Source organism: Rahnella variigena (assembly GCF_003610915.1).
Taxonomy (GTDB): domain Bacteria; phylum Pseudomonadota; class Gammaproteobacteria; order Enterobacterales; family Enterobacteriaceae; genus Rahnella; species Rahnella variigena.
In genome coordinates this window covers 1,465,312-1,490,933 of the sequence record NZ_NSDJ01000001.1, presented here as the reverse complement: position 1 = coordinate 1,490,933, position 25,622 = coordinate 1,465,312, and the positions used below count along the sequence as shown (strand labels likewise).

The following is a 25,622-nucleotide window of genomic DNA, read 5'->3' as shown; positions in this document are numbered from 1 at the left end:
ACACCATGGCTAAATTTACCCAACACATCGGTCTGGTGGTTCCGCTGGATGCAGCTAACGTCGATACCGATGCCATTATTCCGAAACAGTTTTTGCAGAAAGTGACCCGCACCGGTTTCGGTCAGCACCTGTTTAACGACTGGCGTTTTCTGGACGATGCAGGTCAGATGCCCAATCCTGATTTCGTGCTGAACAAGCCGCGTTACAAAGGCGCGAGCATTTTACTGGCACGCGAAAACTTTGGTTGCGGTTCTTCCCGCGAACATGCGCCCTGGGCGTTGACCGATTACGGCTTCCATGCGGTGATCGCACCAAGCTTTGCCGATATCTTCTACGGTAACTCTTTCAACAACCAGTTGCTGCCGATCACCCTGAGCGAAGCAGAAATCGACGAGTTGTTTGAACTGGTAAAAAACAACGAAGGTATTCAGTTCGAAGTAGATCTGGAAGCGCAAACCGTTAAAGCGGGCGATAAAACCTATCCGTTCGTCATCGACAGCTTCCGCCGTCACTGCATGATCAACGGTCTGGACAGCATCGGCCTGACATTGCAGCATGAAACAAACATTTCCAGCTACGAGCTTAAGCTGCCTGCTTTCATGAATTAATGATCAAAGCAAAGAAGGGTTAGTCCTCCTGGCACACTGAACATACAAAATAGCGGCGTATACCGCTATTTTGTATTCAATCTCCTTGAGATAATCACCTCTGATAAAACCAGCGGTTCTTTATATATCTGCGAGAGAAGGTGTTCGATATCCATCATGACATGATGATTATTTGTGCGAAATAATCCGTAGTTTGGATCCAGGAATAAAGTATCGTATTCACCCAGCCGAAATAATGCCACAGCGTGCCCTGCTCTGACGTCCCCCTGCCCCAAAAATTCAAATGTTATAATGACGCCCGTCAGTACATTTTTATCCCTGTAGTGATCAGCGCCTTCGCACTGCCTAAAATAATCTCGCTCAAAATACCGATAATTCAGCCCGGGGACACCGCTGATCTTTTCCTTCGCACTTTGACGGGTGTTTTTATAATTAGCTGTAAATTCGACATATTCTGACTTTCCAGAGGCGCACTTATCTCTGGCATCATATCTTTGGAAAAAGTTATTTTGCTTCCTTGCCGCGCGCTCAAAAAGTTTTCTTAAACGGGCAGAGTCGGAAGGCAGGAAGGCTTTCTTCTCAGCTGTTGGCGTGGAGGTAAACCACCCTGACAGCCAACCACCGGTATTTTGTGCCGGGCGTTCTTTCAAAATATCGCCTAACCAAGTCAGGCAAAAACCAAAACAAAATCCACTCGATTTATTCTCAATAACAAACTGGCTGTATTCTTTTCGTATATTGCAAATCTGAATCATATTCGGATCACTCCCTGTTGATTATTTCAAAAGGAGTGATCCTATTGGATAGCATCCCGACATCCATGACATCAGATAACGGGCGCTCAAATAAATATATAATGTACTGAAGTGAAATAAATCAGACGTCTTTGACTTTATACATCAGCCCGAGTGCCACCACCGCCAGCACAGTCGCCGCCCAGTACACCGGATAGTGGCCGAAGTTTTCCACGATAAAGCCCTGCAACAACCCCGCGCAAATCACACCAGTGGAGATGCTGTTGGTGAAAAGTGTGGTCGCTGAACCCGCCCTTCCCGGCATCAGATCCTGAAAATATAACATTCCGATCCCGGCGACGATGCCGATGAAAATCGCGTTGAACAATTGCAGGATCATCAGCGCGGCTTTGAACTGAAACGCCACCAGTCCGGCATAGAAAATCACACCGCTTACCACGGCATACAGCATCAGCTTGCGTTTACCAGTACGTTTGACCAGATAACCCGCCAGCAACATCGCCGGAATTTCCAGTCCGGCAGCGGTTCCCATCAGCAGCCCCGCCAGCCCTTCCGGCAGCCCCAAATCACGGGTGATGTACAGCGGCATATCAATGACATACATGATATTGCAGGTCCACATCAGCAGGGAGGAAAAGAACAACAGCCGCACATCTTTGTTGCGCCAGGCGCTAACCGGCACGGCTTTTTCATCCACCGGCTGTTCAAGGCGCGGCACTGACGGCAGGAAGAAAAGGATCATTAATATGCTGCCGACAAACACTGCGGCGGCACTCAGGTACATCGGCGTAAAGCCGTAATTCAGCGCCAGCATAAAAGAGAGCGGCGGGCCCAGCACCCAAGCCAGCGAGAGCATCGCACGCATCATCGAACTGAACATCACCACTTCACTGGCGGAGCGATCCGCATGTTCACGCGCCAGCGCAAACAGCTGCGGCATCGACGCATTGCCTATCGCCGCCAGCAATACGCCGACGGTGATCAGCACCAGATAATCGCGGCTAAAGGCAAACACCAGGCTGTTACCCAGCGCCATCAGGCAGCAGAACATCAGCAATTTCCGCCGGTCGCCTTTGTTATCGGAACGGTTAGCCAGCAGAAAACTGATCGCGATCCCGGCGATGGCGTTAACGGTATAAAAGAACCCCACCCACAGCGGACGGACCTTCACTTCGTTGGTCAGAAACAGACTCAGCGTCGGCGCCTGTAATGCACCCGCCACGCCGCACAGCAAGGAGACCACCAGAAAGGTGACATAAATACGATTAAAACGAGGTTTTGGCATGACGTCGTCCCTGAGAAATGAATGTCTTACAGCACAACATACAGTGTATACCCAAAATAGTTCGAGTTGCAGAAAGGCGGCAAGCGCACGAATCCCGATGAGCTGACACAGGTCAGTGATTCGGGTGAGTAAGAGCGGCCAACGCGTCTGCGGCTCGAAATGTGAAGGGTGTACGAATAAAAAAACCAGTGAGTTTCCTCACTGGCTGGTGACAATACACCATTACTCAGAAAATCGAATTTAGTCAGACCTGAAGTCACAGTCGCCGGCGGTATTGCTCGTCGTCCAGCGTTTCCATATCCCACTGCGTAAGACGGGACAGAATATCCAGACGGTATTGCACCGGAATCCAGGACAGCCAGTCTGCATGATTTTTAGAGGCGTTCTTTTTGATGGCTTCAAAATAACGCTGATAGAAACGGGCGTTCAGACTGCGTTTCATGCTGACCTCCGGTGATTCACAACAGGCTTTCGTTGAGAAACAGTATCAGCGTAATATGAGGAAAGATAAATTGATGAAAATTGCCCGTGGAGTTCCTCTTTTATGTCCTCGTCCCGTTTGCAACAACAGTTCATCCGCCTGTGGCAAAGCTGTCACGGTCAAGACACTGAAACGACGCTACAGGCACTGTCGGAAGTTCTGAGTTGCTCACGCAGACACATGCGCTCGTTGCTCAGCACCATGCAGGAACAGGGCTGGCTGACGTGGGATGCAGAAGCCGGACGCGGCAAACGTTCCACGCTGAAATTTTTGTATACCGGCCTCGCACTCCAGCAACAGCGCGCCGAAGAGCTGCTGGAGCAGGATCGTATTGATCAGCTGGTACAACTGGTCGGCGACAAAACCCTGGTGCGCCAGATGCTGCTTTCCCAGCTCGGCCGCAGCTTTCGTCAGGGTAAGCATATCCTGCGTGTGTTGTATTACCGTCCGCTGATTAATCTGCTGCCCGGCACCATGTTACGCCGCTCTGAAACCCATATTGCCCGGCAGATTTTTAGCGGCCTCACACGCATAAATGAGGAAAAAGGGGAAGTCGAAGGCGATTTAGCCCATCACTGGCAGGAGATTTCGCCATTGCAGTGGCGGTTTTATCTGCGCCCTGCCATTCATTTTCATCATGGCCGTGAGCTGGAGATGGTGGATATCATTGCTACCTTCACCCGGCTGAAAACGCATCCGCTGTTCAGTAACCTGAAGTCAGTCACAACGCCCACGCCAAATGTTATTGATATCCACCTGAATGAACCCGATCGCTGGTTGCCGTGGCTGTTCGGCAATATCCACGCGATGATCCTGCCGCAGGAGTGGCAGTCGCTGCCCGATTTTGCCCGCCATCCGGTCGGTACCGGCCCTTACGCCGTGGTGCGTAACCTGAAAACCCAACTGCGCATCCGCGCCTTTGATGATTATTTTGGCTTCCGGGCACTGATTGACGAAGTAAATATCTGGGTGTTGCCGGAACTGAGTGAAGAACTGGTGCATTCCGGTGTACAGCTACAGGCTGATGAATCGGGCAAAAGCGAACTGGAAAGTCGCCTGGAAGAAGGCTGCTATTTTTTGTTATTTGACCAGCGCTCGCCGGTGGGACAATCCGCAGAAACCCGCCAGTGGCTGTGCGATTTACTCAATCCCATCGCTTTACTGAATAATGCCGAACCGATTTATCAGCGCTACTGGTCGCCGGCTTACGGCCTGCTGCCACGCTGGCACCATAAAGCGCCACAACCGCGTCCGCCCAAACCGCAAAACCTGACGCAGGTGACACTCACATTTTACGGCGAGCATTCCGAGCATCAGGCGATCTGCAATGCGCTGCAGCCGCTTCTGGCATCCGAAGGCATTGAGCTGATTATTCAGGTCGTGGATTACGCGGTCTGGCACCGTGGCGACGCCAAAAGTGATCTGTGGCTCGGCAGCGCCAACTTTACCCTGCCGCTGGAATTTTCACTCTTTGCGCATTTCTATGAATTACCGCTGGCGAAACACTGCTTCAGTGAAGAGATGGAAGATGACGCCGCGCAGTGGCATGCGGGGAATTTATCGATCGCCAAATGGAGTCAGAAACAAACAGTCAGCCATCAGATCCATCCTCTGTTTCATCACTGGCTGGTGTTGCAGGGGCAGCGCAGTATGCGCGGCGTGCGCATGAACACCCTCGGCTGGTTCGATTTCAAATCCGCGTGGTTTGCGCCGCCGGACAGTTAATCGGACTATCGCATCGCGCCGTTAGTCTCTAGAATGACATCCGTTCTCAACGGGGTGCCAAAGTGCGTTCTTTTTCAAGAAGAATGAACTCGATCTTTAAACGCCGCGAGCGCGTGTTCAGCGGGTGAAGTCCAGCGTACAGAAAGCGGAGCGTACACAAAGTACGTGAGCATTTCGAGCACTGTACGACGCCCGATCAACACACGCACAGCAAGTTTAAAAGGCTGAGATTTAGACCCGTCGAACCTGATCCGGTTAACCCCGGCGGAGGGATTTGAGACTGCGCGATGCTTACTCAAAATCCTTTGCCCTTTCATTTTTTTGGAGCGCAAAGTTGAAAAAATTATTGTCCTGCCTGCTGTTACTTTCTGCCCCTGCACTGGCTGCAAAACCTGTTCTGACGGTTTATACCTACGATTCTTTCTCTGCCGACTGGGGTCCTGGCCCGGCGATTAAAAAAGCTTTTGAAGCCCGGTGCGGTTGCGAACTGAAATACGTTGCGCTGGAAGACGGTGTCTCTTTGCTTAACCGTCTGCGGATGGAAGGCAAAAACAGCAAAGCCGACGTGGTTCTCGGGCTGGATAACAACCTGTTGCAGGCGGCCGAACAAACCGGATTATTTGCCAAAGCGCCGAAAACCGATGCCAGACTGACCGTACCAGGCGGCTGGGACAACACCACGTTCGTGCCTTACGATTACGGCTATTTCGCGTTCGTGTATGACAAAAACAAACTGAAGAACCCGCCAAAAAGCCTCGATGAGCTGATCAACAGCGACCAGAAATGGAAAGTCATTTACGAAGATCCGCGCACCAGTACACCGGGTCTGGGCCTGATGTTGTGGATGCAAAAAGTCTATGGCGACAAAGCACCGCAAGCATGGGAAAAACTGGCGAAGAAAACCGTTACCGTCACCAAAGGCTGGAGCGAGGCTTACGGTTTATTCCTCAAAGGCGAGAGCGATCTGGTGCTGAGCTATACCACATCTCCGGCGTATCACATCGTCGAAGAAAAGAAAGATAACTACGCGGCGGCGGATTTCACCGAAGGTCATTACATGCAGGTCGAAGTGGCGGGTCAGCTGGCGAACAGCAAGCAACCTGAACTGGCTGAAGCATTTATGAAATTCATCACTACGGAAGATTTCCAGAAAGTGATCCCGGCCGGCAACTGGATGTATCCGGTGATCAACACCCCGCTGCCTGACGCCTTTAAACAGCTGACGGTACCGGCTAAGTCCCTGCAATACAGCGCACAGGATGTCGCCACTCACCGTTCACAATGGATCCAGGCATGGCAGAACGCCGTCAGCCGTTGATCCCTCGCTGGTTGTGGCCGGGCGCCATCGCCTCGCTGCTGATGTTGCTGGTGGCTATGCTGGCGTTAGGCTCTCTGTGGCGTCATGCGCCACAGATGAGCGGCGCCTCGCTGTGGCAGGATCCTTATCTCTGGCATGTGATCCGCTTTACCTTCTGGCAGGCGCTGCTTTCGGCGCTCTGTTCTGTGCTGCCCGCCATTCTGCTGGCCCGTGCGCTGTTCCGCCGCCGCTTCCCCGGACGTCAGCTGTTACTACGCTTATGCGCGATGACGCTGGTATTGCCGGTTCTGGTGGCAGTCTTCGGCATTCTCAGCGTCTATGGACGGCAGGGCTGGCTGGCGCAGATTTGCGGCTGGCTGGGCGTGGATTACCGTTTCTCGCCTTATGGTTTACAGGGCATTTTACTGGCTCATGTGTTTTTTAATCTGCCACTGGCAGCCCGACTCTTATTGCAGGCGCTGGAAAATATCGCCGTCGAACAGCGTCAGCTGGCTGCGCAGCTTGGGATGAACGCCTGGCAGCAATTTCGCTTTGTTGAATGGCCTGCCATTCGCCGGCAGATTTTCCCCGCCGCCGCGTTGATTTTTATGTTGTGCTTCGCCAGCTTCGCCACCGTGCTGTCGCTGGGCGGCGGCCCGCAGGCGACCACCATTGAACTGGCGATTTTTCAGGCGTTAAGTTACGACTACGATTTAAGCCGCGCCGCCACGCTGGCGCTGATCCAGCTGTTTTGTTGTCTGGCGCTGGTCTTGCTCAGCCAGAAACTCAGTCAGGCGTTGCCGGTCGGACAAACGCATTCTCAGCGCTGGCGTAACCCGGACGATTCCTGGCTGAGGCGCATCGCAGATACCGTGCTGGTCGGCCTGGCGTTAATGCTGATCCTGCCACCATTACTCGCTGTGATTACTGACGGTATCAACCGTGCAGCAGTCGGTGTTTTACAACAACCCGCACTGTGGCAGGCATTATGGACATCCGTGCGTATCGCCCTGGGCAGCGGGATAGTGTGTGTCCTGCTCACCATGATGCTGTTGTGGAGCAGTCGCGAACTGCGATTACGCCAGAGAAATGGCTGGGCGCAGGCGATGGATCTCAGCGGTATGCTGATCCTCGCGATGCCGGGCATTGTGCTGGCGACCGGTTTTTTCCTGCTCCTTGGCGATACGACAGGTATGCCGCAATCGCCATGGCCGCTGGTGATCATGACCAATGCGCTGATGGCGGTGCCTTATGCGCTAAAAGTGCTGGATAACCCGATGCGCGACGTGGCCGAACGTTACACGCCGCTGTGCCTTTCACTGGATATGCACGGCTGGCAGCGCCTGCGCTGGGTGGAACTGAGCGCACTGAAGCGCCCGATTGCGCAGGCGCTGGCGTTTGCCTGCGTGCTGTCGCTGGGGGATTTCGGCATGATCGCCTTATTTGGCAATGAGAACTTCCGCACCCTGCCGTTTTATCTGTATCAGCAGATCGGCTCCTATCGCAGCCAGGACGGCGCGGTGACGGCGCTGTTATTGCTGCTGTTATGCTTCCTGTTATTCACCCTGATTGAGAAATTACCAGGCCGCCATGCTGACGCTGAATAAACTGACGTACCTGTACGAACACCTGCCGATGCGCTTCGATTTACAGATCGAGGCCGGTGAACGCGTGGCCATTCTCGGGCCGAGCGGCGCGGGGAAAAGTACCCTGCTCAGCCTGGTCGCCGGTTTTCTGCCACCGGTCAGCGGACAGATCCTGCTTAACGATGCAGATCACAGCGCGACACCACCGGCAAAACGTCCGGTGTCGATGCTGTTTCAGGAAAACAATCTGTTCTCGCATCTGACCGTGCGTCAGAACATGGGACTGGGGTTACATCCGGGGCTGAAACTCACCGCACAGCAGAAGCGCGAGCTGGAAGATATCGCCCGACAGGTCGGACTGGCAGAGTGTCTGGATCGCTTACCGTCGCAGCTTTCCGGCGGCCAGCGTCAGCGTGTCGCACTGGCGCGCTGCCTGTTACGCAGCCAGCCAATCTTATTGCTCGACGAACCGTTTTCGGCACTCGATCCGGCGCTGCGCAGTGAGATGCTGAGTTTGCTGGATAAAGTGTGCGGGCAACGTCATCTCACATTACTGATGGTGTCGCATAATCTGGATGACGCGGCGCGGATTGCTCCCCGCACACTGCTGGTTGTCGATGGCCGGATTTTCTACGACGGACCGACGCAGGCACTGGCCGAAGGCAGTGCGCCGGAAGCCAGAGTATTGGGGATAGATGTTTCTGGAGCGGACGTTTAGGGCATCCGCCAGACATCAGCGGGTGATCACTTTCCACAGCAGATGACCGTAGACCGGCATCATCGGCTGTTTGCTAAGCATCACCAGACTCACTGCGGTTGCGATCAGACTCAGCACACAAACGACGCGCAGACGCGGCAGAGGCAACCATTTGGTCATCGCATCAGGTGAGGCTTTGCCCGACCGGAACCAGCGCCACAGCAACCAGGCACTCAGCCAGATCAGCACCACGGTGGCAAACAGCATCCATTTGAACACTGAACTGTTGTGGCTGGCCGGAATATCAATCGCAACGCCCGCCAGAATCCCCGGCAGGAAATACACCGGCGGCCAGGTGATGCAGCCGATGATATTCGGCGGTGCAAATTTATAAGGCGGCAGGTTCAGCATACCGGCCACCATCGGCACCAGCGGGCGTGTTGGCCCGATGAAACGCCCGATAATGACGGTGGCAAAGCTATGCCTATCCAGCGCATAACCGGTTTTATCCAGTAATGACTGGTAACGCTTAAGGAAACGCCAGCGGTGTAACGGTTCCTTGAAGCCGCGGCCAATGAAATACGAGGCCCAGTCGCCAAAGAAACAGCCCAGACCCGCCGCCAGCCAGGCTTCGTACAACCCGACCTGACCGCTGCCGATCAGCGTGCCGAGCGTCGCCATCATCACGGTGCCCGGCAAAATCAGCCCGACCAGCGCCAGCGACTCGAAGAAAGCCACCACAGCGACAATAATTAATGCGAAGCCCACCGACTGAGCGACCAGATGTTGTAGATAGGCTTCCATAAATTCCCAGAATTGAGTTACGTCCGCGCCAATTGCGCAGATAAATGAGACAAGTGTGAGTTTTCTGCATTCTCATTGTAGTAAATACATCAAGCGGCTGAATTGTCAGCGCATGAACTATCACAGTCAACCGCGTAATTGTATGCGTATTTGGCAGAAACCTGAGGCATAGACAAAGACTGTATAAATAACCATACTCTGTCTTTGCATTTCATCTTTTATTTCATCTGTTCCGAGGCGCTTATTAACGCAAATTCCGTCCCCTCATCTGCCCGAACCCCTGACACGGCGCCGCGTCAGGGATTTGTGCTGACCCGCCACTGGCGCGACACGCCGCGGGGTACAGAGGTGGATTTATGGCTGGCGACAGACGACGGCCCGCAAAAAGTGCGTCTGCCCTTGCAGGAATCGGTGGCGTTTATTCCCGCTGAACAGCGTGCGGCGGCGGAGCGTATTCTCATTGATGAAAAAAATATTAGTCTGCGTCCGTTGCCGTTGCAGGATTTCCAATCCCGCGCCGTTCTTGGGCTTTACTGCCCGCAACACCGGCAGTTAATGCGGATTGAAAAACTGCTGAAAGATAATGGCGTCAATGTTTTCGAAGCGGATATCCGCCCGCCGGAACGCTTCCTGATGGAACGCTATATCACCGCACCGGTCTGGTTCAGCGGCAAACCCGGGCCGGACAAGCTGTTGCTGGACACCAAAATGAAACCGGCGGAAGATTACCGGCCCCCGCTGAAACTGTGTTCGCTGGATATCGAAACCAGCGGCAACGGCGAGTTGTATTGCATCGGGCTGGAAGGCTGCGGGCAGCGCCACGTTTATATGCTCGGCCCGCCCAACGGCGATCCGGATGCTCAGTTCGATTTCAACATGGTTTACGTCGACAGCCGCCCGCAGTTACTGGAAAAACTCAATGAGTGGCTGGAGACTTACGACCCCGATTCCATCATCGGCTGGAGCGTGGTGCAGTTCGACCTGCGCGTTTTACAGAAACATGCTGACCGCTACAAAATCCCGCTGAAATTCGGGCGCGGTGGCGGTGATCTGGAATGGCGTGAACATGGGTTCAAACAGGGGCATTTTTTTGCCGCTGCCGCTGGCCGCCTGATTATCGACGGCATTGAAGCACTGAAATCCGCATTCTGGAACTTCAACTCGTTCAGTCTGGAATTCGTCTCGCAAAGTTTATTAGGCGAAGGCAAAGCCAGTGACAATCCCTATCAGCGGCTGGCCGAAATCGAACAGCGTTTTCGCGAAGATAAACCGGCGCTGGCACGTTATAACCTGAAAGACTGCGAACTGGTGACGCGTATTTTCGCCAAAACAGAGCTGATGCCGTTTTTGCTGGAACGTGCCTCGGTGACGGGTCTGGCGGTAGATCGCAGCGGCGGTTCGGTAGCGGCGTTTACCCATCTTTATTTACCGCGCATGCACCGCGCCGGGTATGTCGCGCCAAATCTGGGCGAATTAGAGGGTGAAATGAGCCCTGGTGGCTTTGTAATGGATTCGCGCCCCGGTTTGTACGATTCCGTATTAGTGCTCGATTATAAAAGTTTGTACCCGTCGATTATTCGTACTTTTCTGATCGACCCGGTCGGGCTGGTTGCCGGACTGCAACAGCCTGACGACGAACACTCGGTGCCGGGTTACCGCAACGCCCGCTTCTCGCGGGAAAAACATTGTTTGCCGGAGATCGTCCGCCAGATCTGGATGGGCCGCGAGGAAGCTAAAAAGCAGAAAAATAAACCCCTCTCGCAGGCACTGAAAATCATCATGAACGCCTTTTACGGCGTGCTCGGCTCCAGCGGCTGCCGGTTCTTTGATCCACGCCTCGCGTCTTCTATTACGCTGCGCGGGCACGACATTATGCGCCAGACCCGTGAACTGATTGAGGCCGAAGGCTATCAGGTGATTTACGGGGACACCGATTCCACCTTTGTCTGGCTCAATAAACCCCATTCACAGGAAGACGCCAGCGTCATTGGTCGTCATCTGGTAGAACAGGTTAATGTCTGGTGGAAAGCGCATCTGCAAAAGGAATACGGGCTGGAAAGCGCGCTGGAACTGGAATTCGAAACGCACTATCAGCGCTTCCTGATGCCGACCATCCGCGGTTCGGAAACCGGCAGCAAAAAACGCTATGCCGGCCTGGTGAATGACGCCGACGGCGAGCACATCGTTTATAAAGGGCTGGAAACCGTGCGCACCGACTGGACGAAACTGGCGCAGGAGTTTCAGCAGGAACTGTATCAGCGCATTTTCCACCGGCAGCCATATCAGGATTACGTCCGCGATTATGTGGCGCGCACGCTCGACGGCGAATTTGATGACAAGCTGGTGTACCGCAAACGTCTTCGCCGCAAGCTGAGTGATTACGAAAAAAACGTTCCGCCGCATGTTCGCGCCGCAAGGCTGGCGGATGATTATAATGTTCAGCACGGGCGCGCAAAACAGTATCAGAACGGCGGCTGGATAAGTTACGTGATGACCACCTCCGGGCCTGAACCTCTGGAGAACCGCCAGTCCCCCATCGATTACGATCATTACATCGAACGTCAGCTGGAGCCGGTTGCCGACGGTATTTTACCTTTCCTGCATGACGACTTTGCTACACTGATTACAGGTCAGATGGGATTATTCTGAGCAAAAAAAGGATTGCTCTTTGATTCGCAGGTGACGAAAGGCTTACCTTCCATTACCATAGCGCCCTTTCCCATTTCTGAAACATCCTCACACAGCGAACTACTCCGCGCCATCTGGCGGGGAAAGAAAACTATTGCCCGAGAAAGTTCACGGGCTGAACACGCATTGCGCAGTCGTCGTATACCGAGCAAACAACACAGAGAGAGATTATGCCGTTTACATTGGGTCAACGCTGGATAAGCGATACGGAAAGCGAATTAGGATTAGGGACCGTAGTAGCGCTGGACGTGCGCATGGTTACTCTGCTTTTCCCCGCCACCGGTGAAAACCGTTTGTATGCCCGAAATGATTCCCCGATCACCCGCGTGATGTTCAATCCCGGTGACACCATCAGCAGTCATGAAGGCTGGCAGTTACAGGTCGAAGAAGTCCTGGAAGATAAAGGCCTGCTGACTTACATCGGTACCCGTCTGGATACCGAAGAAACCGGCGTCGCGATGCGTGAAGTGCTGCTCGACAGCAAGCTGACGTTCAGTAAGCCGCAGGACCGTCTGTTTGCCGGTCAGATTGACCGTATGGATCGCTTCGCCCTGCGTTTCCGCGCCCGTAAATATCAGCGCGAGCAGTTCCGTCTGGAATTCGGCGGCCTGCGCGGTATGCGCGCCAGCCTGATCCCGCATCAGTTGCATATTGCTTACGAAGTCGGTCAGCGTCACGCGCCTCGCGTTTTACTGGCTGATGAAGTGGGTCTGGGTAAAACCATTGAAGCCGGTATGATTATTCATCAGCAACTGCTGTCTGGCCGTGCTGAGCGCGTATTGATCGTGGTGCCTGAAACCCTGCAACACCAGTGGCTGGTAGAAATGCTGCGCCGCTTCAACCTGCGTTTCTCTCTGTTTGATGACGACCGCTACGCTGAATCCGTGCATGAGGCGACTAATCCGTTTGAAACTGAACAGCTGGTGATCTGTTCTCTTGATTTCGTGCGCCGCAATAAATCCCGCCTTGAGCAGCTTTCTGATGCGGCGTGGGACATGCTGGTGGTCGACGAAGCGCACCATCTGGTGTGGAGCGAAGACGCGCCAAGCCGCGAATATCAGGTTATCGAGCAACTTTCCCAGCAAATCCCGAGCGTTCTGCTGCTGACGGCGACGCCGGAACAACTGGGTCAGGAAAGTCACTTTGCGCGTCTGCGCCTGCTGGATCCGGATCGTTTCCACGATTACGAAGAATTCATTGAAGAACAACAGCAGTATCAGCCGGTGGCCGATGCCGTCACGCTATTACTCAACAAAGAACCTCTGACGCCGGAAGCGCTGGCGTTACTGGGTGAAAGTGTCGGCAACGCCGATACCGATGCCCTGCTGACCGCCGCCAATAAAGGCGATGAAGCGGCAGCGAAACAGCTGGTTTCCATGCTGATGGATCGTCACGGCACCAGCCGCGTGCTGTTCCGTAACACCCGTAACGGCGTGAAAGGTTTCCCTGAGCGCCATCTGCACGCGGTGAAACTGCCGCTGCCGACGCAGTATCAGACCGCGATTAAAGTCTCAGGCATTATGGGCGCGAAGAAAACCGCCGAAGCCCGTGCGCACGACATGCTGTACCCGGAGCAGATTTATCAGGAGTTCGAAGGCGAGAACGCCACCTGGTGGAACTTTGATCCACGCGTCGAATGGCTGCTCGGTTATCTGACCGCCAACCGTGACGAGAAAGTGCTGGTGATCTGCGCCAAAGCCGCCACCGCATTGCAACTGGAGCAGGTTCTGCGTGAACGTGAAGCGATCCGTGCCGCCGTGTTCCACGAAGGGTTGTCGATCATTGAACGTGACCGCGCTGCCGCTTACTTTGCTTCTCAGGAAGAAGGCGCGCAGGTGTTGCTGTGTTCCGAAATCGGCTCCGAAGGCCGTAACTTCCAGTTCGCCAGCAAAATGGTGATGTTCGATCTGCCGTTTAACCCGGATCTGCTGGAGCAGCGTATCGGGCGTCTGGATCGTATCGGCCAGCAAAATAATATCGACATCATGGTGCCTTACCTCGAACAGACCGCGCAGTCGGTGCTGGTTCGCTGGTTCCATGAAGGTCTGGACGCGTTTGAACATACCTGTCCGACCGGCCGTACCATTTATGACAGCGCCTATGAGCAACTGATTGCCTTCCTGGCGACGCCTGCCGAGCAGGCAGGTCTGGATGAGTTTATTCTCACATGTCGCGCCGAACATGATGCGCTGAAAGAGAAGCTGGAAAATGGCCGCGACCGTCTGCTGGAGATGCATTCCAACGGCGGCGAACGTGCGCAGCAACTGGCGAAGGAAATCGGCGAGCAGGATAACGACGTTAACCTGGTCAACTTTGCGCTGAATCTGTTCGATATCGTCGGCATCAATCAGGAGGATCGCAGCGACAATCTGATCGTACTGACGCCTTCCGATCACATGCTGGTGCCGGATTTCCCGGGGCTGCCGGAAGACGGTTGTACCGTCACCTTCGATCGTGAACAGGCGCTGTCCCGTGAAGATGCGCAGTTCATCAGCTGGGAACATCCCATCGTGCGAAACGGGCTGGATCTGATCCTGTCCGGCGATACCGGCAGCTGTGCGGTGTCGATCCTGAAAAATAAAGCACTGCCGGTCGGTACCCTGCTGGCTGAGCTGGTGTACGTGGTGGAATGTCAGGCGCCGAAACATCTGCAACTGACCCGTTTCCTGCCACCGACGCCGGTGCGCATGCTGATGGATCGCAAAGGCACCAATCTGGCGGCTCAGGTCGAATTCGAAAGCTTTAACCGACAGCTGAACGCCATTAACCGTCATAACTCCAGCAAGCTGGTGAATGCGGTGCAGCAGGACGTTCACGCCATGCTGCAACAGGCAGAAGCGGAAATCGCTGAGCAGGCACGCGCCCTGATTGAAGCGGCCAAAGTGGAAGCCGACGAGCAACTGACCCAAGAGCTGGATCGCCTGAAAGCACTGAAGGAAGTGAACCCGAACATTCGTGATGACGAACTGGAATCGGTAGACTCTAACCGTAAACAGGTGCTGGCGAATCTGAACGATGCCAGCTGGCGTCTGGATGCGATCCGCCTGGTGGTGGTCAGCCACCAGTAAGCCCGACGGGATGCAGCCGGTCTGCATCCCTTCTTTATTTCAACCCGAATGCAGACTGAAACCGCTATGAGCGAACATCAACCCATAATCCCTGAACCTTCAAAAACCCGGCCGCTGGAAAATTACAATCCACCGACCGATCCCTGGTTACAGGTGATTTTTCAGGATGAACACATCATGGTGGTCAATAAACCGAGCGGCCTGCTTTCGGTACCGGGCAAACTGGCTGAGCATCAGGACAGCCTGATGACGCGTATTCAGCAGCAATTTCCCGAGGCTGAATCCGTCCATCGTCTGGATATGTCGACCAGCGGCGTGATCGTCGTGGCACTGACCAAAGAGGCTGAGCGTGAGCTGAAACGTCAGTTCCGCGAGCGCGAAACCAAGAAAGTGTATATCGCACGGGTCTGGGGACGGGTTGAAGAAGATTACGGCATTATCGATTTGCCGCTGATTTGCGATTATCCCAACCGGCCAAAGCAGAAGGTCTGCCATGAAACCGGCAAAAAGGCGCTGACGCAATACGAAGTGATGTCATGGGATGATGACGGCACCACGCGGGTGAAACTGCGGCCAATCACCGGACGTTCGCATCAGCTGCGCGTACACCTTCTGGCGCTCGGGCATCCGATTCTGGGCGATAAATTCTATGCGCATCCGCAGGCACTGGCGGCAGCAGACCGTTTGCAACTGCACGCCCAGGAATTATCGTTCTACCATCCGATAACGGATGCGCCGCTGGTGTTTAATTGCGAGCCGGATTTTTAATCATTCAAACAATACATATTTCTTAAATCACTTTTAAGTAATATGTATTGTATTTCCATCATATTGTTTTATTAGGTTTTAACGCCCCGCAAAATAGTATATTCCCTGAGCCAGTTATTGACTGACCTGTCATTACTCTTCCTGCAACTGTTAACATCCCCTCCTTTTTAATAATTTCATCCTCAGGGAAGATAATAATGAAATGGAAACCAAAGCTGCTCAGCAGCCTGATTGCATTGGCGCTTTTTGATGCCGATGCCGGTGTAATGCGCGAGGATGTCGCGGTTCAGGACTATCGTGATTTTGCTGAAAACCTTGGGAAATATGGTGCGGGTGAAGAAAATATCGAAGTTTTTAAAACGGACGGCACGTCAGCGGGCATTCTTAACTTCCCTATGCCTGATTTTGGCGCCGTCAGCAGTCTGGGGTTCGCGACATTAATTTCTCCCTCTTATATTGTCAGCGTGGCCCATAACGGTGGATATACTTCCGTAGACTTTGGGAATCATGCGAAATACAGAACTACCTATAAACTGATTAATCGCAACATTGACCCGGAGTATTACACCAAAAATAAAGATTTCCATGTCCCGCGTTTAAATAAAGTGGTTACTGAAGCTGCACCGATGCCTGTCGCAGATCCCGCTGAGTTTACCACTGATAAAGAGCGTTATACCTATTTCGCACGCGCCGGATCCGGCACGCAATATCAGGTCGATCCTGTTACGCATAAAATGAAATATCTCGCGGATGCGTATGTCTGGAAATCGGGTGGCACGATTGTTAATCCTACCTTTCAGAGCGGGCAACTGAAGTGGATCAATTATGGTCCTACAGATTCACGCGTTCAGCCTTTCAGCAGTGCAATTCAGGCCGGTGACAGCGGCAGCCCGCTGTTTGTTTATGACAATAAAGAAAAAATCTGGAAAATTGTCGGGGTTTCACCCTGGAGCGGCGGTTACGGACCTTATAAATACGACAGCTATACCCTTTACATACAACAGGCTTTCATGGAGAGCGTGTTTGCCAAAAATATTGACCCGGATGTGACTGATATCGCCGCCGATGGCGACATTCACTGGACGGCGGCCAATATTACCCAGGGCGATAACAGCTGGCAGTGGCACGGTGTTAACACGGCTCTGCCTTCGCAGGCCACGAATGATGAACTCGATGCCTCCAAAGACCTGCGCTTTGCCGGTGATGGCGGCCTGATCGTACTCGACAGCGCGGTGAATCACGGTGCGGCAAAACTGCAGTTTTCCAACGATTACCGCGTCGTCTCTGCCGACGGAGCCAACAGCACCTGGGTGGGCGGCGGGATCGAAGTCGATGCGGGGAAAACCGTCGACTGGGAAGTCAATGGATTAGACGGAGACACCCTGCATAAAATCGGTGAAGGTACGCTGTACGTCAATGCCGTGGGCAATAATGGCGGCGCGCTGAATGTTGGCGACGGTCTGGTGGTTCTGGCACAACAAGCCAATGAAGCGGGTGAGCAAAAGGCCTTCTCCAAAATCACCATCGTAAGCGGGCGCCCGACGGTGCAGATCGGCGGTGAAAACCAGATTGAAAGCAGTGACATAAACTTTGGCTACCGTGGCGGTAATCTGGATCTGAATGGCTATGACATGGCTTTCAGCACCATCAATCACAGTGATTCTGGTGCAGCGATTATTAACAGCAATGCAGACCAGATCAGTACGCTGACGTTGAATAACTCAGATAACCAGACATTTATTGGCCATCTCGGCAGTAAAGAAACAGCATCAAATTTAAATGTCGATTATGCTCCTGATTCTTCTGCGGGCATCTGGGACCTGGCGGGCGGTGCCGATCTGAATCAGCTTTCCGTGCAAAACGGCATTCTAAGACTGGTCGGACGCCCGACACCGCATGCCGGCGGCACTGTTTTCAGTGATGACTGGATTGATGAAACCTATAATGTTAACCAGGTTGATGTCGCCAGCCATGCCACCCTGCGGGTGAATGAACATGCCACGCTGAATGCCAACGTTAAGCTCAATGAGCAGGCAAACATGATGCTGAACAGCAAATCACATTTGAGCGGTCAGGTTGAGTTAGCCTCTGGCAGTGTGATTTCCGTTGATCAGACAGACAATAAAACCACCAGCACTGATGGCAATAATGATGTGATCATAGATGCCGCCATTTCCGGTAACGGGACGCTGAAAAAAATGGCGCCGGGTGCGTTATATATCAACAGCGATAATACCTTCACCGGCTCAACCCATATTTACAGCGGCGCATTGATCCTCAACGGCTCCCTTACCTCGACCGTGACTATGGAACAAAACACCGTGCTGGCAGGAAACAGCACCGTCACAGATCTTATTCTGAAAGATGATGTTCAGCTTCTTCCTCAATGGCCAGCAGAGAGCGAAAGCGATGCCTTTGTGCCGGCAACACAAACCGTTAACGGCACACTCGCTGCAGGTAACAATAATCTGCTCAGCTTGCGCACACATTTCGACCCGAGTTTTGCGCAAACCGACAAGTTACTGATCAATGGCGACGTGGTTTCTTCAACCCCTGTTATCGTTCAGGTCACACCTTCGGGTGCCGGCTTCTTCACCGACACGGATAATGACGGTGCAGCAGATAATCAGGAAGGGATTTCTCTGATTCAGGTAGCGGGTAACGCCACAAAAAACAGCTTCAAACTGGCGGGGGAATACGTCGCGCGTGGCGCTTATGCCTACAACCTTTACGCTTTCGCGCCGGGACGCAGCTCCGAAGAGCAGCGTGATGTTGAAGGAAGCGGCGATCAGTTCTGGGACTATCGTCTGCAAAACAACATGCTGACTGAAGGCGATAATACGGTGCCTGTCGATAACACGCCTGTTCCGGATCCCACGCCGGATGACGGCGGCGACGATACGCCGGTTCCCGATCCGACACCGGATGACAGCGGCGATGATACACCGATTCCAGACCCAACTCCGGATGACAGCGACATACCTGTTCCTCCTGCTCCGACACCCGATGAGGATGACAACGGGAAAAATACACGCCCGGCTGTCACACCGCAGGTACCTTCCTATCTTTCATTACCTTCCGCCCTGCTGAGCTATAACAGCCGGGTGAATGAGACATTCCGTAACCAGACACTGGCGCAGGATGATAAAAAACTGCACATGTTCTTCCAGTACCTCAACGGAGAAGACAAATATCATTCCTCGTTGGGCTTTATGAATTATGGCTATGACTACACCCAGAAAGAAGAAGGCTGGTTGTTTGGCGGTAAAGTTCTGCAACTGGGTAATGATACTCACGCATTGGGACTGAGCCTCGGCCTTTCCAGCGCTAATCTGGATGTCACGCCGGATGCCGCCGATGGCAACAGCAAAACGCAATACACCACCTGGGGACTCTCTTCACTGCTTTCGTATCAGTATGTCAGCGGATTAACGGTGGATGTGGCTTCGGATGTCGCCATCTATGATGGCAATGTCTCGACCGACCTGCGCAGCGGTGAAGTGGCGGATATCAGTGCGAAATCCTTCGGCGGCTCTGTCGATGTAGGATATAAAATCCAGGCAGGCAATCATGAGCTGACGCCATCCGTTGGGTTTGGCGTTCAGCGACTGCAAGTCGATGATTTTACAGATGTTGATAATACCAAGGTGCATTATGACGATATCACCCGTCCGACTGCCCGCTTAGGGATGCGTTACCGCTACGACTGGGATACCGCGAATGCAGGTAAATGGGCGGTGACCGCCAATACCCTGTTCATTAAAGATCTCAGTGACGATGCGTCAGTGGACATCGGGGACACCTACAGCGACGTCAGCAACAGCTTCCGCAGTGGGGCAACAGGTAGCTCTGGTATGATCGATCTGGGGATTATCAGTAACCCGACACCAAATGTGTCACTGAACACCGGTGTGCAGTATCAGCACAGAATTGAAGATGAAGGGGTTGATTACTGGCAGGCGATTGCAGGCGTGAAGGTGAGTTTCTGATCCCTGACCGCATATGAAACGAAAAGCAAAAGGCGTCCTGGAATGGACGCCTTTTTTACGATGACGTTATTTAAAGCCTTTTTCGCGTTTGATCAGGTCATACGCCGCCTGTATCGCCTGCGCTTTTTCCTTGGCCATTTCCATCATTTCAGGTGGCAAACCTTTCGCCACCAGTTTGTCAGGATGATGCTCGCCCATCAGTTTGCGATAGGCACGCTTGATGGTCGTCGCGTCGTCGGTGGCATTCACGCCCAGCACTTTACAGGCATCCGCCAGCGTCGGGCCTTGCTGCGTCTGGTGATAACCGCCGCCATAGGAACGCCCGCCCTGCTGATGGCCGCCAAACTGCTGGCCGCCTTCCATCATGCGCAGGAACTGATCGAACTGCATCCGTGAAATACCCAGTTCTTCAGCAATCACATACAGCACTTCGCGTTCGTTAGGATGCAATGAACCGTCGGCATAGGCCGCCTGGATCTGAATTTCCAGAAAAGTCCGTATCAGGTCAAAACGACCAAAACACGCACTGCGCAGTTCACGCATTTTTTCCCGCAAAGGATAATTGGCTTCTTTGCCATCACGGAAGGCACGTTGCGCGGCTTCACGTTGCTCGCCATGCAGTTGCATACGTTCCATGTAAAGACTGGCGATCTGAATATCTGCTTCGGTAACTCTACCTTTTGATTTAGTCAGATTCCCCATCACCTCAAAGGTGGTGCGGAAAAAGATGGTTTGACGTGTCTGCTGATCGGCAAAATATCCCCGGCGTTTCGCGGAACGCGCGGTATCAAACATATGCCCTATCACCAGCCCTGCAACAATTCCCCAGAAGCCTAAACCTGACCATAAGCCAAGGATAAGTCCGAGCAGTTTTCCCCAATACTGCATATACTCCTCAATTCGCCATGCCGTCGCTTAAAAATTGCTTTATCATAACCGGCATTTATCGTTGTGCCTAACGGCGGCAACGTAACCGGTGGGATTTAACACTAGCGCAACCATGATGAGTGAGATAGTCTCTGACCGTTTGCCGGCATGATGCCTCTGATGACGGAACACCATTTTACGTATGAAAAACAGACGTCTGAAAACACGCTTACCGACAATGCTGGCCGCCACAATCTGGTCAGTATTGTACAGTCACGGCGCAATGGCCGATCTCGCAGAACAATGTATGCTCGGCGTTCCGACCTATGACAAACCTTTGGTGCAGGGTGATCCTAACTCACTGCCTGTTACTATTAATGCCGATAAGGCGACAGGCAATTATCCCGACAGCGCGTTGTTTAGCGGCAACGTTAACGTTGTTCAGGGAAACAGCACACTGGACGCTGATCAGGTTCAGCTCAATCAAATCGCGAATCCTAATCAGCCAACGCCGACCCGAACCGCCACAGCGACCGGCAACGTGCGTTATAACGATAATCAAATCAAGCTGAAGGGCCCGAAAGGCTTTGCAAACCTGACCACGAAAGACACTGATGTTCAGGATGGTGATTATCAGATGGTTGGCCGTCAGGGTCGTGGCCAGGCTGACAAGATGAAGCAGCGTGACAATAACCGCTACACCATCATGGATAACGGCACGTTCACCACCTGTCTGCCCGGTGATAACAGCTGGAGCGTCGTCGGTTCAGAAGTGATTCAGGACCGTCAGGAAGAAGTGGCTGAGATCTGGAACGCACGTTTCCATATCGGCCCGGTTCCTGTGTTCTACAGCCCTTATATGCAGTTACCGATTGGGGATAAGCGCCGTTCCGGTTTCCTTATCCCTAACGCTAAATACAGCACTAACAATGGTTTCGGCCTGACAGTTCCTTATTACTGGAACATTGCGCCAAACTACGACGCCACGATCACGCCAAATTACATGAGCGATCGTGGTCTGCAGCTGCAGAACGAATTCCGCTACCTGACCGTCGCCGGTGCGGGTCTGATGGAGTTCGATTATCTGGGTAATGATAAGAAGATCGACGATCAGTTCCTGAAGGACGAAGGCCGTACCAGTGATAACACCACCAAACGCTGGATGTATTACTGGCGTCATTCAGGTGTTTACGATCAGGTGTGGCGCTTCAACGTCGATTACACCAAAGTCAGTGACCCTTATTACTTCACCGATTTCGATTCGAAATACGGTTCCAGTACCGATGGCTATTCCACGCAAAAATTCAGTGTAGGGTATGCGAATAAGAACTGGGATGTGACACTGGCAAGTAAGCAGTTCCAGGTCTTCACTGATTATGGTAACAGCAATGCTTACCGTGCCCAGCCACAGCTGGACATTAACTATTATAAAAACGATGTAGGTCCGTTCGACCTGCACCTGTACGGTCAGGCGGTGAAATTCACCAGCGTGAACCCGGATAACCCGGAAGCGATACGTACGCACTTCGAACCTACGTTAAGCCTGCCGCTCAGTAATGGCTGGGGCAGTCTGGATAACGAAATCAAGCTGATGGCTACCCACTATCAGCAGGATATTCCAGATGCCTATTATGATGCGAACCCGGACACCAAACTGCGTTCATCCGTGAACCGCGTTATGCCTGAATTTAAAACCGACGGCAAAATGGTGTTTGACCGTACGATGGACTGGAACAGTGATTACACCCAGACCCTCGAGCCGCGAGTGCAGTACCTGTACATTCCGTATCGTAACCAGAGTTCGATCAATACCTATGACTCCACGTTGTTGCAGTCCGACTACACCGGTCTGTTCCGCGATAAAAGTTACAGTGGTCTTGACCGCATCGCTTCTGCCAATCAGGTGGCGAGTGGTTTAACCACCCGTATTTATGACGAAAATCTGGAAGAGCGTTTTAACGCCTCTGCCGGACAGATTTATTACTTCCAGCCACCGCGCACTGGCGATCAGAACAGCGTGCTGGATAAAAATGATGACACCGGCAGCCTGGTTTGGGCAGGTGACACTTATTACAAAATCAATAACTTCTGGGGCGTTCGCGGCGGTGTGCAATATGACACCCGTCTTGATGCACTGGCGCTGGGCGATGCAGTGCTTGAGTATCGTGCTGACTCAGAGAAAATGATTCAGTTGAGCTACCGTTATGCCAGCCCGGAATATATTCAGGCGACATTACCTCAGGTCACCAACCCGGGGTATCAGGACGGTATTTCTCAGGTCGGCGGTATCGCCAGCTGGCCGATTGCCGATCGCTGGTCCATCGTCGGTGCGTATTATTACGATACCAAAGCACAGCAAAGCGCCGATCAGTTAATCGGCCTGCAATACAATACCTGCTGCTGGGCAATCAATGTCGGTTACGAACGTAAGATCACCAACTACGACACGACCAAGTCCGAAAGTAAGTATGACAATAAGATTGGTTTCAATATTGAACTTAGAGGCCTGGGTAACAATCAAACCCTCGGAACAAAAGAAATGTTGGCCACCGGCATACTGCCATATCAGCGAGCTTTCTAAGCCCGACGACACTCTTGATTTCCTGTCTGCATGTCATTTCGTGCAGACAGGGCTGATTTAGTGAAGACACTACGAACTCAGTGAACTTGAAACCCGCGCTTGCGGATTAGACAAATGGAAAAAGTATGAAGAACTGGAGAACACTTCTCCTCGGCGTGACGCTTTGTGCCAGCACTGCGTTTGCTGCCCCTCAGGAAGTTGATAAAGTTGCTGCCGTCGTGAACAACGGCGTCGTATTGCAAAGTGACGTGGATGGTTTGTTTAATTCCGTTAAACAGCAGGCACAGCAGGCTAAACAACAGCTGCCGGATGACGCAACGTTACGTCACCAGATCCTCGATCGTCTGATCATGGATCAGATCCAGTTGCAGATGGCGACCCGTATGGGGATCACGCCAAACGATCAGGATGTCGATAAAGCCATCGCCAGTATCGCCCAGCAGAACAACATTTCTGTCGATCAGCTTCGCAGCCGTCTTGCATATGACGGTTTGAACTACAGCACCTACCGTGCCCAGATCCGCAAAGAAATGATCATCAGCGAAGTGCGTAACAGCGAAGTACGTCGTCGCGTTACGATCCTGCCTCAGGAAGTGGATCAGCTGGCCAAACAGGTTGCTGCGCAAAATGGCAGCGGTGCTGAATTCAACCTCAGCCACATCCTGTTGCCATTGCCAGAAAACCCGACGCAGGATCAGGTTGATTCTGCAGAACAGCTGGCGAAGAAAATCGTCTCTGATCTGAACAATGGTGCGGATTTCGGCAAACTGGCGATCACCTACTCTGCTGACTCCCAGGCGCTGAAAGGCGGTAACATGGGCTGGGGCAAATTGCAGGAACTGCCTTCCCTGTTTGCACAGGCGTTGAGCACCGCGCAGAAAGGTCAGGTTATCGGTCCGATCCGTTCAGGTGTTGGCTTCCATATCCTGAAAGTGAACGATATCCGTGGCGATAACAAAACCGTTTCCGTCACCGAAGTACACGCCCGCCACATCCTGCTGAAACCTTCAGTGGTGATGACCGATGCGCAGGCGCGTGCAAAACTGGAACAAGTGGCTGCTGATATTAAGAGCGGCAAAGCGACCTTCGCTGATGAAGCTAAACAGCTTTCTCAGGATCCGGGCTCTGCCAATCAGGGCGGCGATTTAGGTTGGGCTTCACCAGACATGTACGATCCGGCGTTCCGTGATGCCCTGATGAACCTGAAAAAAGGTGAAATGAGCGCACCGGTTCACTCCTCGTTCGGCTGGCATTTGATCCAACTGATGGACACCCGTCAGGTCGATAAAACAGATGCAGCACAGAAAGAACGTGCTTACCGCATGCTGTTCAACCGTAAATTTGCGGAAGAAGCTCAGACGTGGATGCAGGAACAACGTGCTGAAGCGTATGTGAAAATTATGGATGGTAATGGAAAATAATACTTCCGTGACAAAATCTGTGGTCATCACCCCCGGCGAGCCAGCCGGGGTTGGGCCGGATCTGGTACTCGCTCTGGCTCAGCAGGCATGGCCTGTTGAGTTAGTGGTATGTGCCGATCCGGCCTTACTGCTTGAACGTGCTGAGAAACTGGGTCTGAGTATTCAGTTGCGTGATTATCAGCAAGGTCGTCCGCCTGAGCCTCAGGCGGCAGGCACACTGACCGTTTTACCCGTTAACCTCGCCGCGCCTGTGACAGCCGGGAAACTGGATGTTGCTAACGCGCCTTACGTGGTAGAAACGCTGGCGCGTGCCTGCGACGGTGCCATCAGCGGCGAATTTTCCGCACTGATTACCGGTCCGGTTCAGAAAAGCATTATCAACGATGCCGGTATTCCCTTCATCGGTCACACCGAATTCTTCGCCGACCGCAGCCATTGCAACCGTGTTGTGATGATGCTGGCGACTGAAGAATTGCGCGTTGCGCTGGCGACTACGCACTTGCCTCTGCTGGCGGTGCCGGGTGCCATTACCCGTGAATGCCTGCATGAAGTCATCACCATTTTGCATCATGATCTGAAAACCAAATTTGGTATTACCGCGCCGAAAATTTATGTGTGTGGTCTGAATCCACATGCCGGCGAAGGTGGCCACATGGGGCACGAAGAGATCGACATTATCATTCCTGCACTGGACGAACTGCGCCAGCAAGGGATGGATCTCATCGGCCCGCTGCCCGCTGATACGTTATTCCAGCCTAAATATCTGCAACATGCCGATGCTGTTTTATCGATGTATCACGATCAGGGCCTTCCGGTGCTAAAATATCAGGGATTCGGTCGCGCAGTGAATATCACGCTTGGCCTGCCTTTTATCCGGACTTCCGTTGATCACGGTACCGCCCTTGAACTCGCCGCCACCGGCACCGCCGATGCGGGCAGTTTCAAGACAGCAATAAATCTCGCCATTCACATGGCAAATAACAGCAACGATAAATAACAACA

The 25,622-nt window shown here is 53.0% G+C and carries 17 protein-coding genes; 12 read left to right on the top strand and 5 right to left on the bottom strand.

Features of this window, described 5'->3' with window-relative positions; all coding sequences use genetic code 11:
* Positions 1 to 5 precede the first annotated feature (5 nt).
* The gene (leuD, locus tag CKQ54_RS06840) at positions 6 to 608 is read left to right on the top strand and encodes a 3-isopropylmalate dehydratase small subunit (RefSeq protein WP_120161931.1); all 603 of its coding nucleotides are present in this window, start codon (positions 6 to 8) and stop codon (positions 606 to 608) included.
* Between the two features lie 65 nt (positions 609 to 673).
* Here leuD and CKQ54_RS06835 read toward each other — a convergent pair whose 3' ends face one another.
* The 3 genes from CKQ54_RS06835 to sgrT form a co-directional block, all read right to left on the bottom strand.
* Complete coding sequence (locus tag CKQ54_RS06835; RefSeq protein ID WP_120161932.1) at positions 674 to 1,363, bottom strand: hypothetical protein; 690 nt, start codon at positions 1,361 to 1,363, stop codon at positions 674 to 676.
* Between the two features lie 121 nt (positions 1,364 to 1,484).
* Entirely contained in the window at positions 1,485 to 2,648 is a 1,164-nt protein-coding gene (locus tag CKQ54_RS06830; RefSeq protein ID WP_120161933.1) for an MFS transporter, read from the bottom strand.
* A 256-nt stretch (positions 2,649 to 2,904) separates the two neighbouring features.
* On the bottom strand, positions 2,905 to 3,090 hold the full coding sequence (gene sgrT / locus CKQ54_RS06825; RefSeq protein WP_120161934.1) for a glucose uptake inhibitor SgrT: 186 nt from the start codon (positions 3,088 to 3,090) through the stop codon (positions 2,905 to 2,907).
* Between the two features lie 102 nt (positions 3,091 to 3,192).
* Between sgrT and sgrR the strand changes: the two genes are divergently transcribed.
* From sgrR to thiQ, 4 genes are all read left to right on the top strand, one after another.
* Positions 3,193 to 4,854, top strand: coding sequence for an HTH-type transcriptional regulator SgrR (gene sgrR / locus CKQ54_RS06820; protein ID WP_120161935.1), 1,662 nt, complete (start codon positions 3,193 to 3,195; stop codon positions 4,852 to 4,854).
* 334 nt (positions 4,855 to 5,188) lie between these two features.
* On the top strand, positions 5,189 to 6,172 hold the full coding sequence (gene thiB, locus CKQ54_RS06815; RefSeq protein ID WP_120161936.1) for a thiamine ABC transporter substrate binding subunit: 984 nt from the start codon (positions 5,189 to 5,191) through the stop codon (positions 6,170 to 6,172).
* Positions 6,148 to 7,758 carry a thiamine/thiamine pyrophosphate ABC transporter permease ThiP gene (gene thiP, locus CKQ54_RS06810; protein WP_120161937.1) on the top strand — a complete coding sequence of 537 codons (1,611 nt, stop codon included), beginning with the start codon at positions 6,148 to 6,150 and terminating at the stop codon, positions 7,756 to 7,758. Before thiB ends, thiP begins: the two co-directional genes overlap by 25 nt.
* Positions 7,742 to 8,455, top strand: a complete 714-nt coding sequence (thiQ, locus tag CKQ54_RS06805; protein WP_120161938.1) for a thiamine ABC transporter ATP-binding protein ThiQ — start codon at positions 7,742 to 7,744, stop codon at positions 8,453 to 8,455. Before thiP ends, thiQ begins: the two co-directional genes overlap by 17 nt.
* A gap of 15 nt (positions 8,456 to 8,470) precedes the next feature.
* On the opposite strand, the gene CKQ54_RS06800 is transcribed toward thiQ, so the two are convergent.
* A complete protein-coding gene (locus tag CKQ54_RS06800; protein WP_120161939.1) occupies positions 8,471 to 9,238 on the bottom strand; it encodes a DedA family protein in 768 nt (255 codons plus the stop codon).
* Between the two features lie 243 nt (positions 9,239 to 9,481).
* Here CKQ54_RS06800 and CKQ54_RS06795 point away from each other — a divergent pair, with 243 nt between their 5' ends.
* The 4 genes from CKQ54_RS06795 to CKQ54_RS06780 all read left to right on the top strand — a co-directional run bounded on the left by CKQ54_RS06795 (position 9,482) and on the right by CKQ54_RS06780 (position 19,751).
* A complete protein-coding gene (locus CKQ54_RS06795) occupies positions 9,482 to 11,887 on the top strand; it encodes a DNA polymerase II (RefSeq protein WP_120162002.1) in 2,406 nt (801 codons plus the stop codon).
* Positions 11,888 to 12,096: 209 nt separating this feature from the next.
* Positions 12,097 to 14,994 carry an RNA polymerase-associated protein RapA gene (gene rapA / locus CKQ54_RS06790; RefSeq protein WP_120161940.1) on the top strand — a complete coding sequence of 966 codons (2,898 nt, stop codon included), beginning with the start codon at positions 12,097 to 12,099 and terminating at the stop codon, positions 14,992 to 14,994.
* Positions 14,995 to 15,060: 66 nt separating this feature from the next.
* On the top strand, positions 15,061 to 15,762 hold the full coding sequence (gene rluA / locus CKQ54_RS06785) for a bifunctional tRNA pseudouridine(32) synthase/23S rRNA pseudouridine(746) synthase RluA (protein ID WP_113876330.1): 702 nt from the start codon (positions 15,061 to 15,063) through the stop codon (positions 15,760 to 15,762).
* 197 nt (positions 15,763 to 15,959) lie between these two features.
* Entirely contained in the window at positions 15,960 to 19,751 is a 3,792-nt protein-coding gene (locus CKQ54_RS06780; RefSeq protein ID WP_120161941.1) for a S6 family peptidase, read from the top strand.
* Between the two features lie 66 nt (positions 19,752 to 19,817).
* Here the strand turns inward: CKQ54_RS06780 and djlA are convergent, their stop codons facing one another.
* Positions 19,818 to 20,639 (bottom strand): co-chaperone DjlA, encoded by an 822-nt coding sequence (gene djlA / locus CKQ54_RS06775; RefSeq protein ID WP_112286975.1) that lies wholly within the window; start codon positions 20,637 to 20,639, stop codon positions 19,818 to 19,820.
* 181 nt (positions 20,640 to 20,820) lie between these two features.
* Between djlA and lptD the strand changes: the two genes are divergently transcribed.
* The 3 genes from lptD (at position 20,821) to pdxA (ending at position 25,617) form a co-directional block, all read left to right on the top strand.
* Positions 20,821 to 23,199, top strand: a complete 2,379-nt coding sequence (lptD, locus tag CKQ54_RS06770; protein WP_112286976.1) for an LPS assembly protein LptD — start codon at positions 20,821 to 20,823, stop codon at positions 23,197 to 23,199.
* Positions 23,200 to 23,324: 125 nt separating this feature from the next.
* On the top strand, positions 23,325 to 24,620 hold the full coding sequence (surA, locus tag CKQ54_RS06765; protein WP_120161942.1) for a peptidylprolyl isomerase SurA: 1,296 nt from the start codon (positions 23,325 to 23,327) through the stop codon (positions 24,618 to 24,620).
* Positions 24,610 to 25,617 (top strand): 4-hydroxythreonine-4-phosphate dehydrogenase PdxA, encoded by a 1,008-nt coding sequence (gene pdxA, locus CKQ54_RS06760; protein ID WP_120162003.1) that lies wholly within the window; start codon positions 24,610 to 24,612, stop codon positions 25,615 to 25,617. The genes surA and pdxA overlap by 11 nt, the downstream gene beginning before the upstream one ends.
* Positions 25,618 to 25,622: the final 5 nt, after the last annotated feature.

Coding starts and splice junctions, on each gene's coding strand:
- leuD (WP_120161931.1), top strand. CDS start 6: ATGGCTAAATTTACCCAACACATCGGTCTGGTGGTTCCGCTGGATGCA.
- CKQ54_RS06835 (WP_120161932.1), bottom strand. CDS start 1,363: ATGATTCAGATTTGCAATATACGAAAAGAATACAGCCAGTTTGTTATT.
- CKQ54_RS06830 (WP_120161933.1), bottom strand. CDS start 2,648: ATGCCAAAACCTCGTTTTAATCGTATTTATGTCACCTTTCTGGTGGTC.
- sgrT (WP_120161934.1), bottom strand. CDS start 3,090: ATGAAACGCAGTCTGAACGCCCGTTTCTATCAGCGTTATTTTGAAGCC.
- sgrR (WP_120161935.1), top strand. CDS start 3,193: ATGTCCTCGTCCCGTTTGCAACAACAGTTCATCCGCCTGTGGCAAAGC.
- thiP (WP_120161937.1), top strand. CDS start 6,148: ATGGCAGAACGCCGTCAGCCGTTGATCCCTCGCTGGTTGTGGCCGGGC.
- thiQ (WP_120161938.1), top strand. CDS start 7,742: ATGCTGACGCTGAATAAACTGACGTACCTGTACGAACACCTGCCGATG.
- CKQ54_RS06800 (WP_120161939.1), bottom strand. CDS start 9,238: ATGGAAGCCTATCTACAACATCTGGTCGCTCAGTCGGTGGGCTTCGCA.
- rapA (WP_120161940.1), top strand. CDS start 12,097: ATGCCGTTTACATTGGGTCAACGCTGGATAAGCGATACGGAAAGCGAA.
- rluA (WP_113876330.1), top strand. CDS start 15,061: ATGAGCGAACATCAACCCATAATCCCTGAACCTTCAAAAACCCGGCCG.
- CKQ54_RS06780 (WP_120161941.1), top strand. CDS start 15,960: ATGAAATGGAAACCAAAGCTGCTCAGCAGCCTGATTGCATTGGCGCTT.
- djlA (WP_112286975.1), bottom strand. CDS start 20,639: ATGCAGTATTGGGGAAAACTGCTCGGACTTATCCTTGGCTTATGGTCA.
- lptD (WP_112286976.1), top strand. CDS start 20,821: ATGAAAAACAGACGTCTGAAAACACGCTTACCGACAATGCTGGCCGCC.
- surA (WP_120161942.1), top strand. CDS start 23,325: ATGAAGAACTGGAGAACACTTCTCCTCGGCGTGACGCTTTGTGCCAGC.
- pdxA (WP_120162003.1), top strand. CDS start 24,610: ATGGAAAATAATACTTCCGTGACAAAATCTGTGGTCATCACCCCCGGC.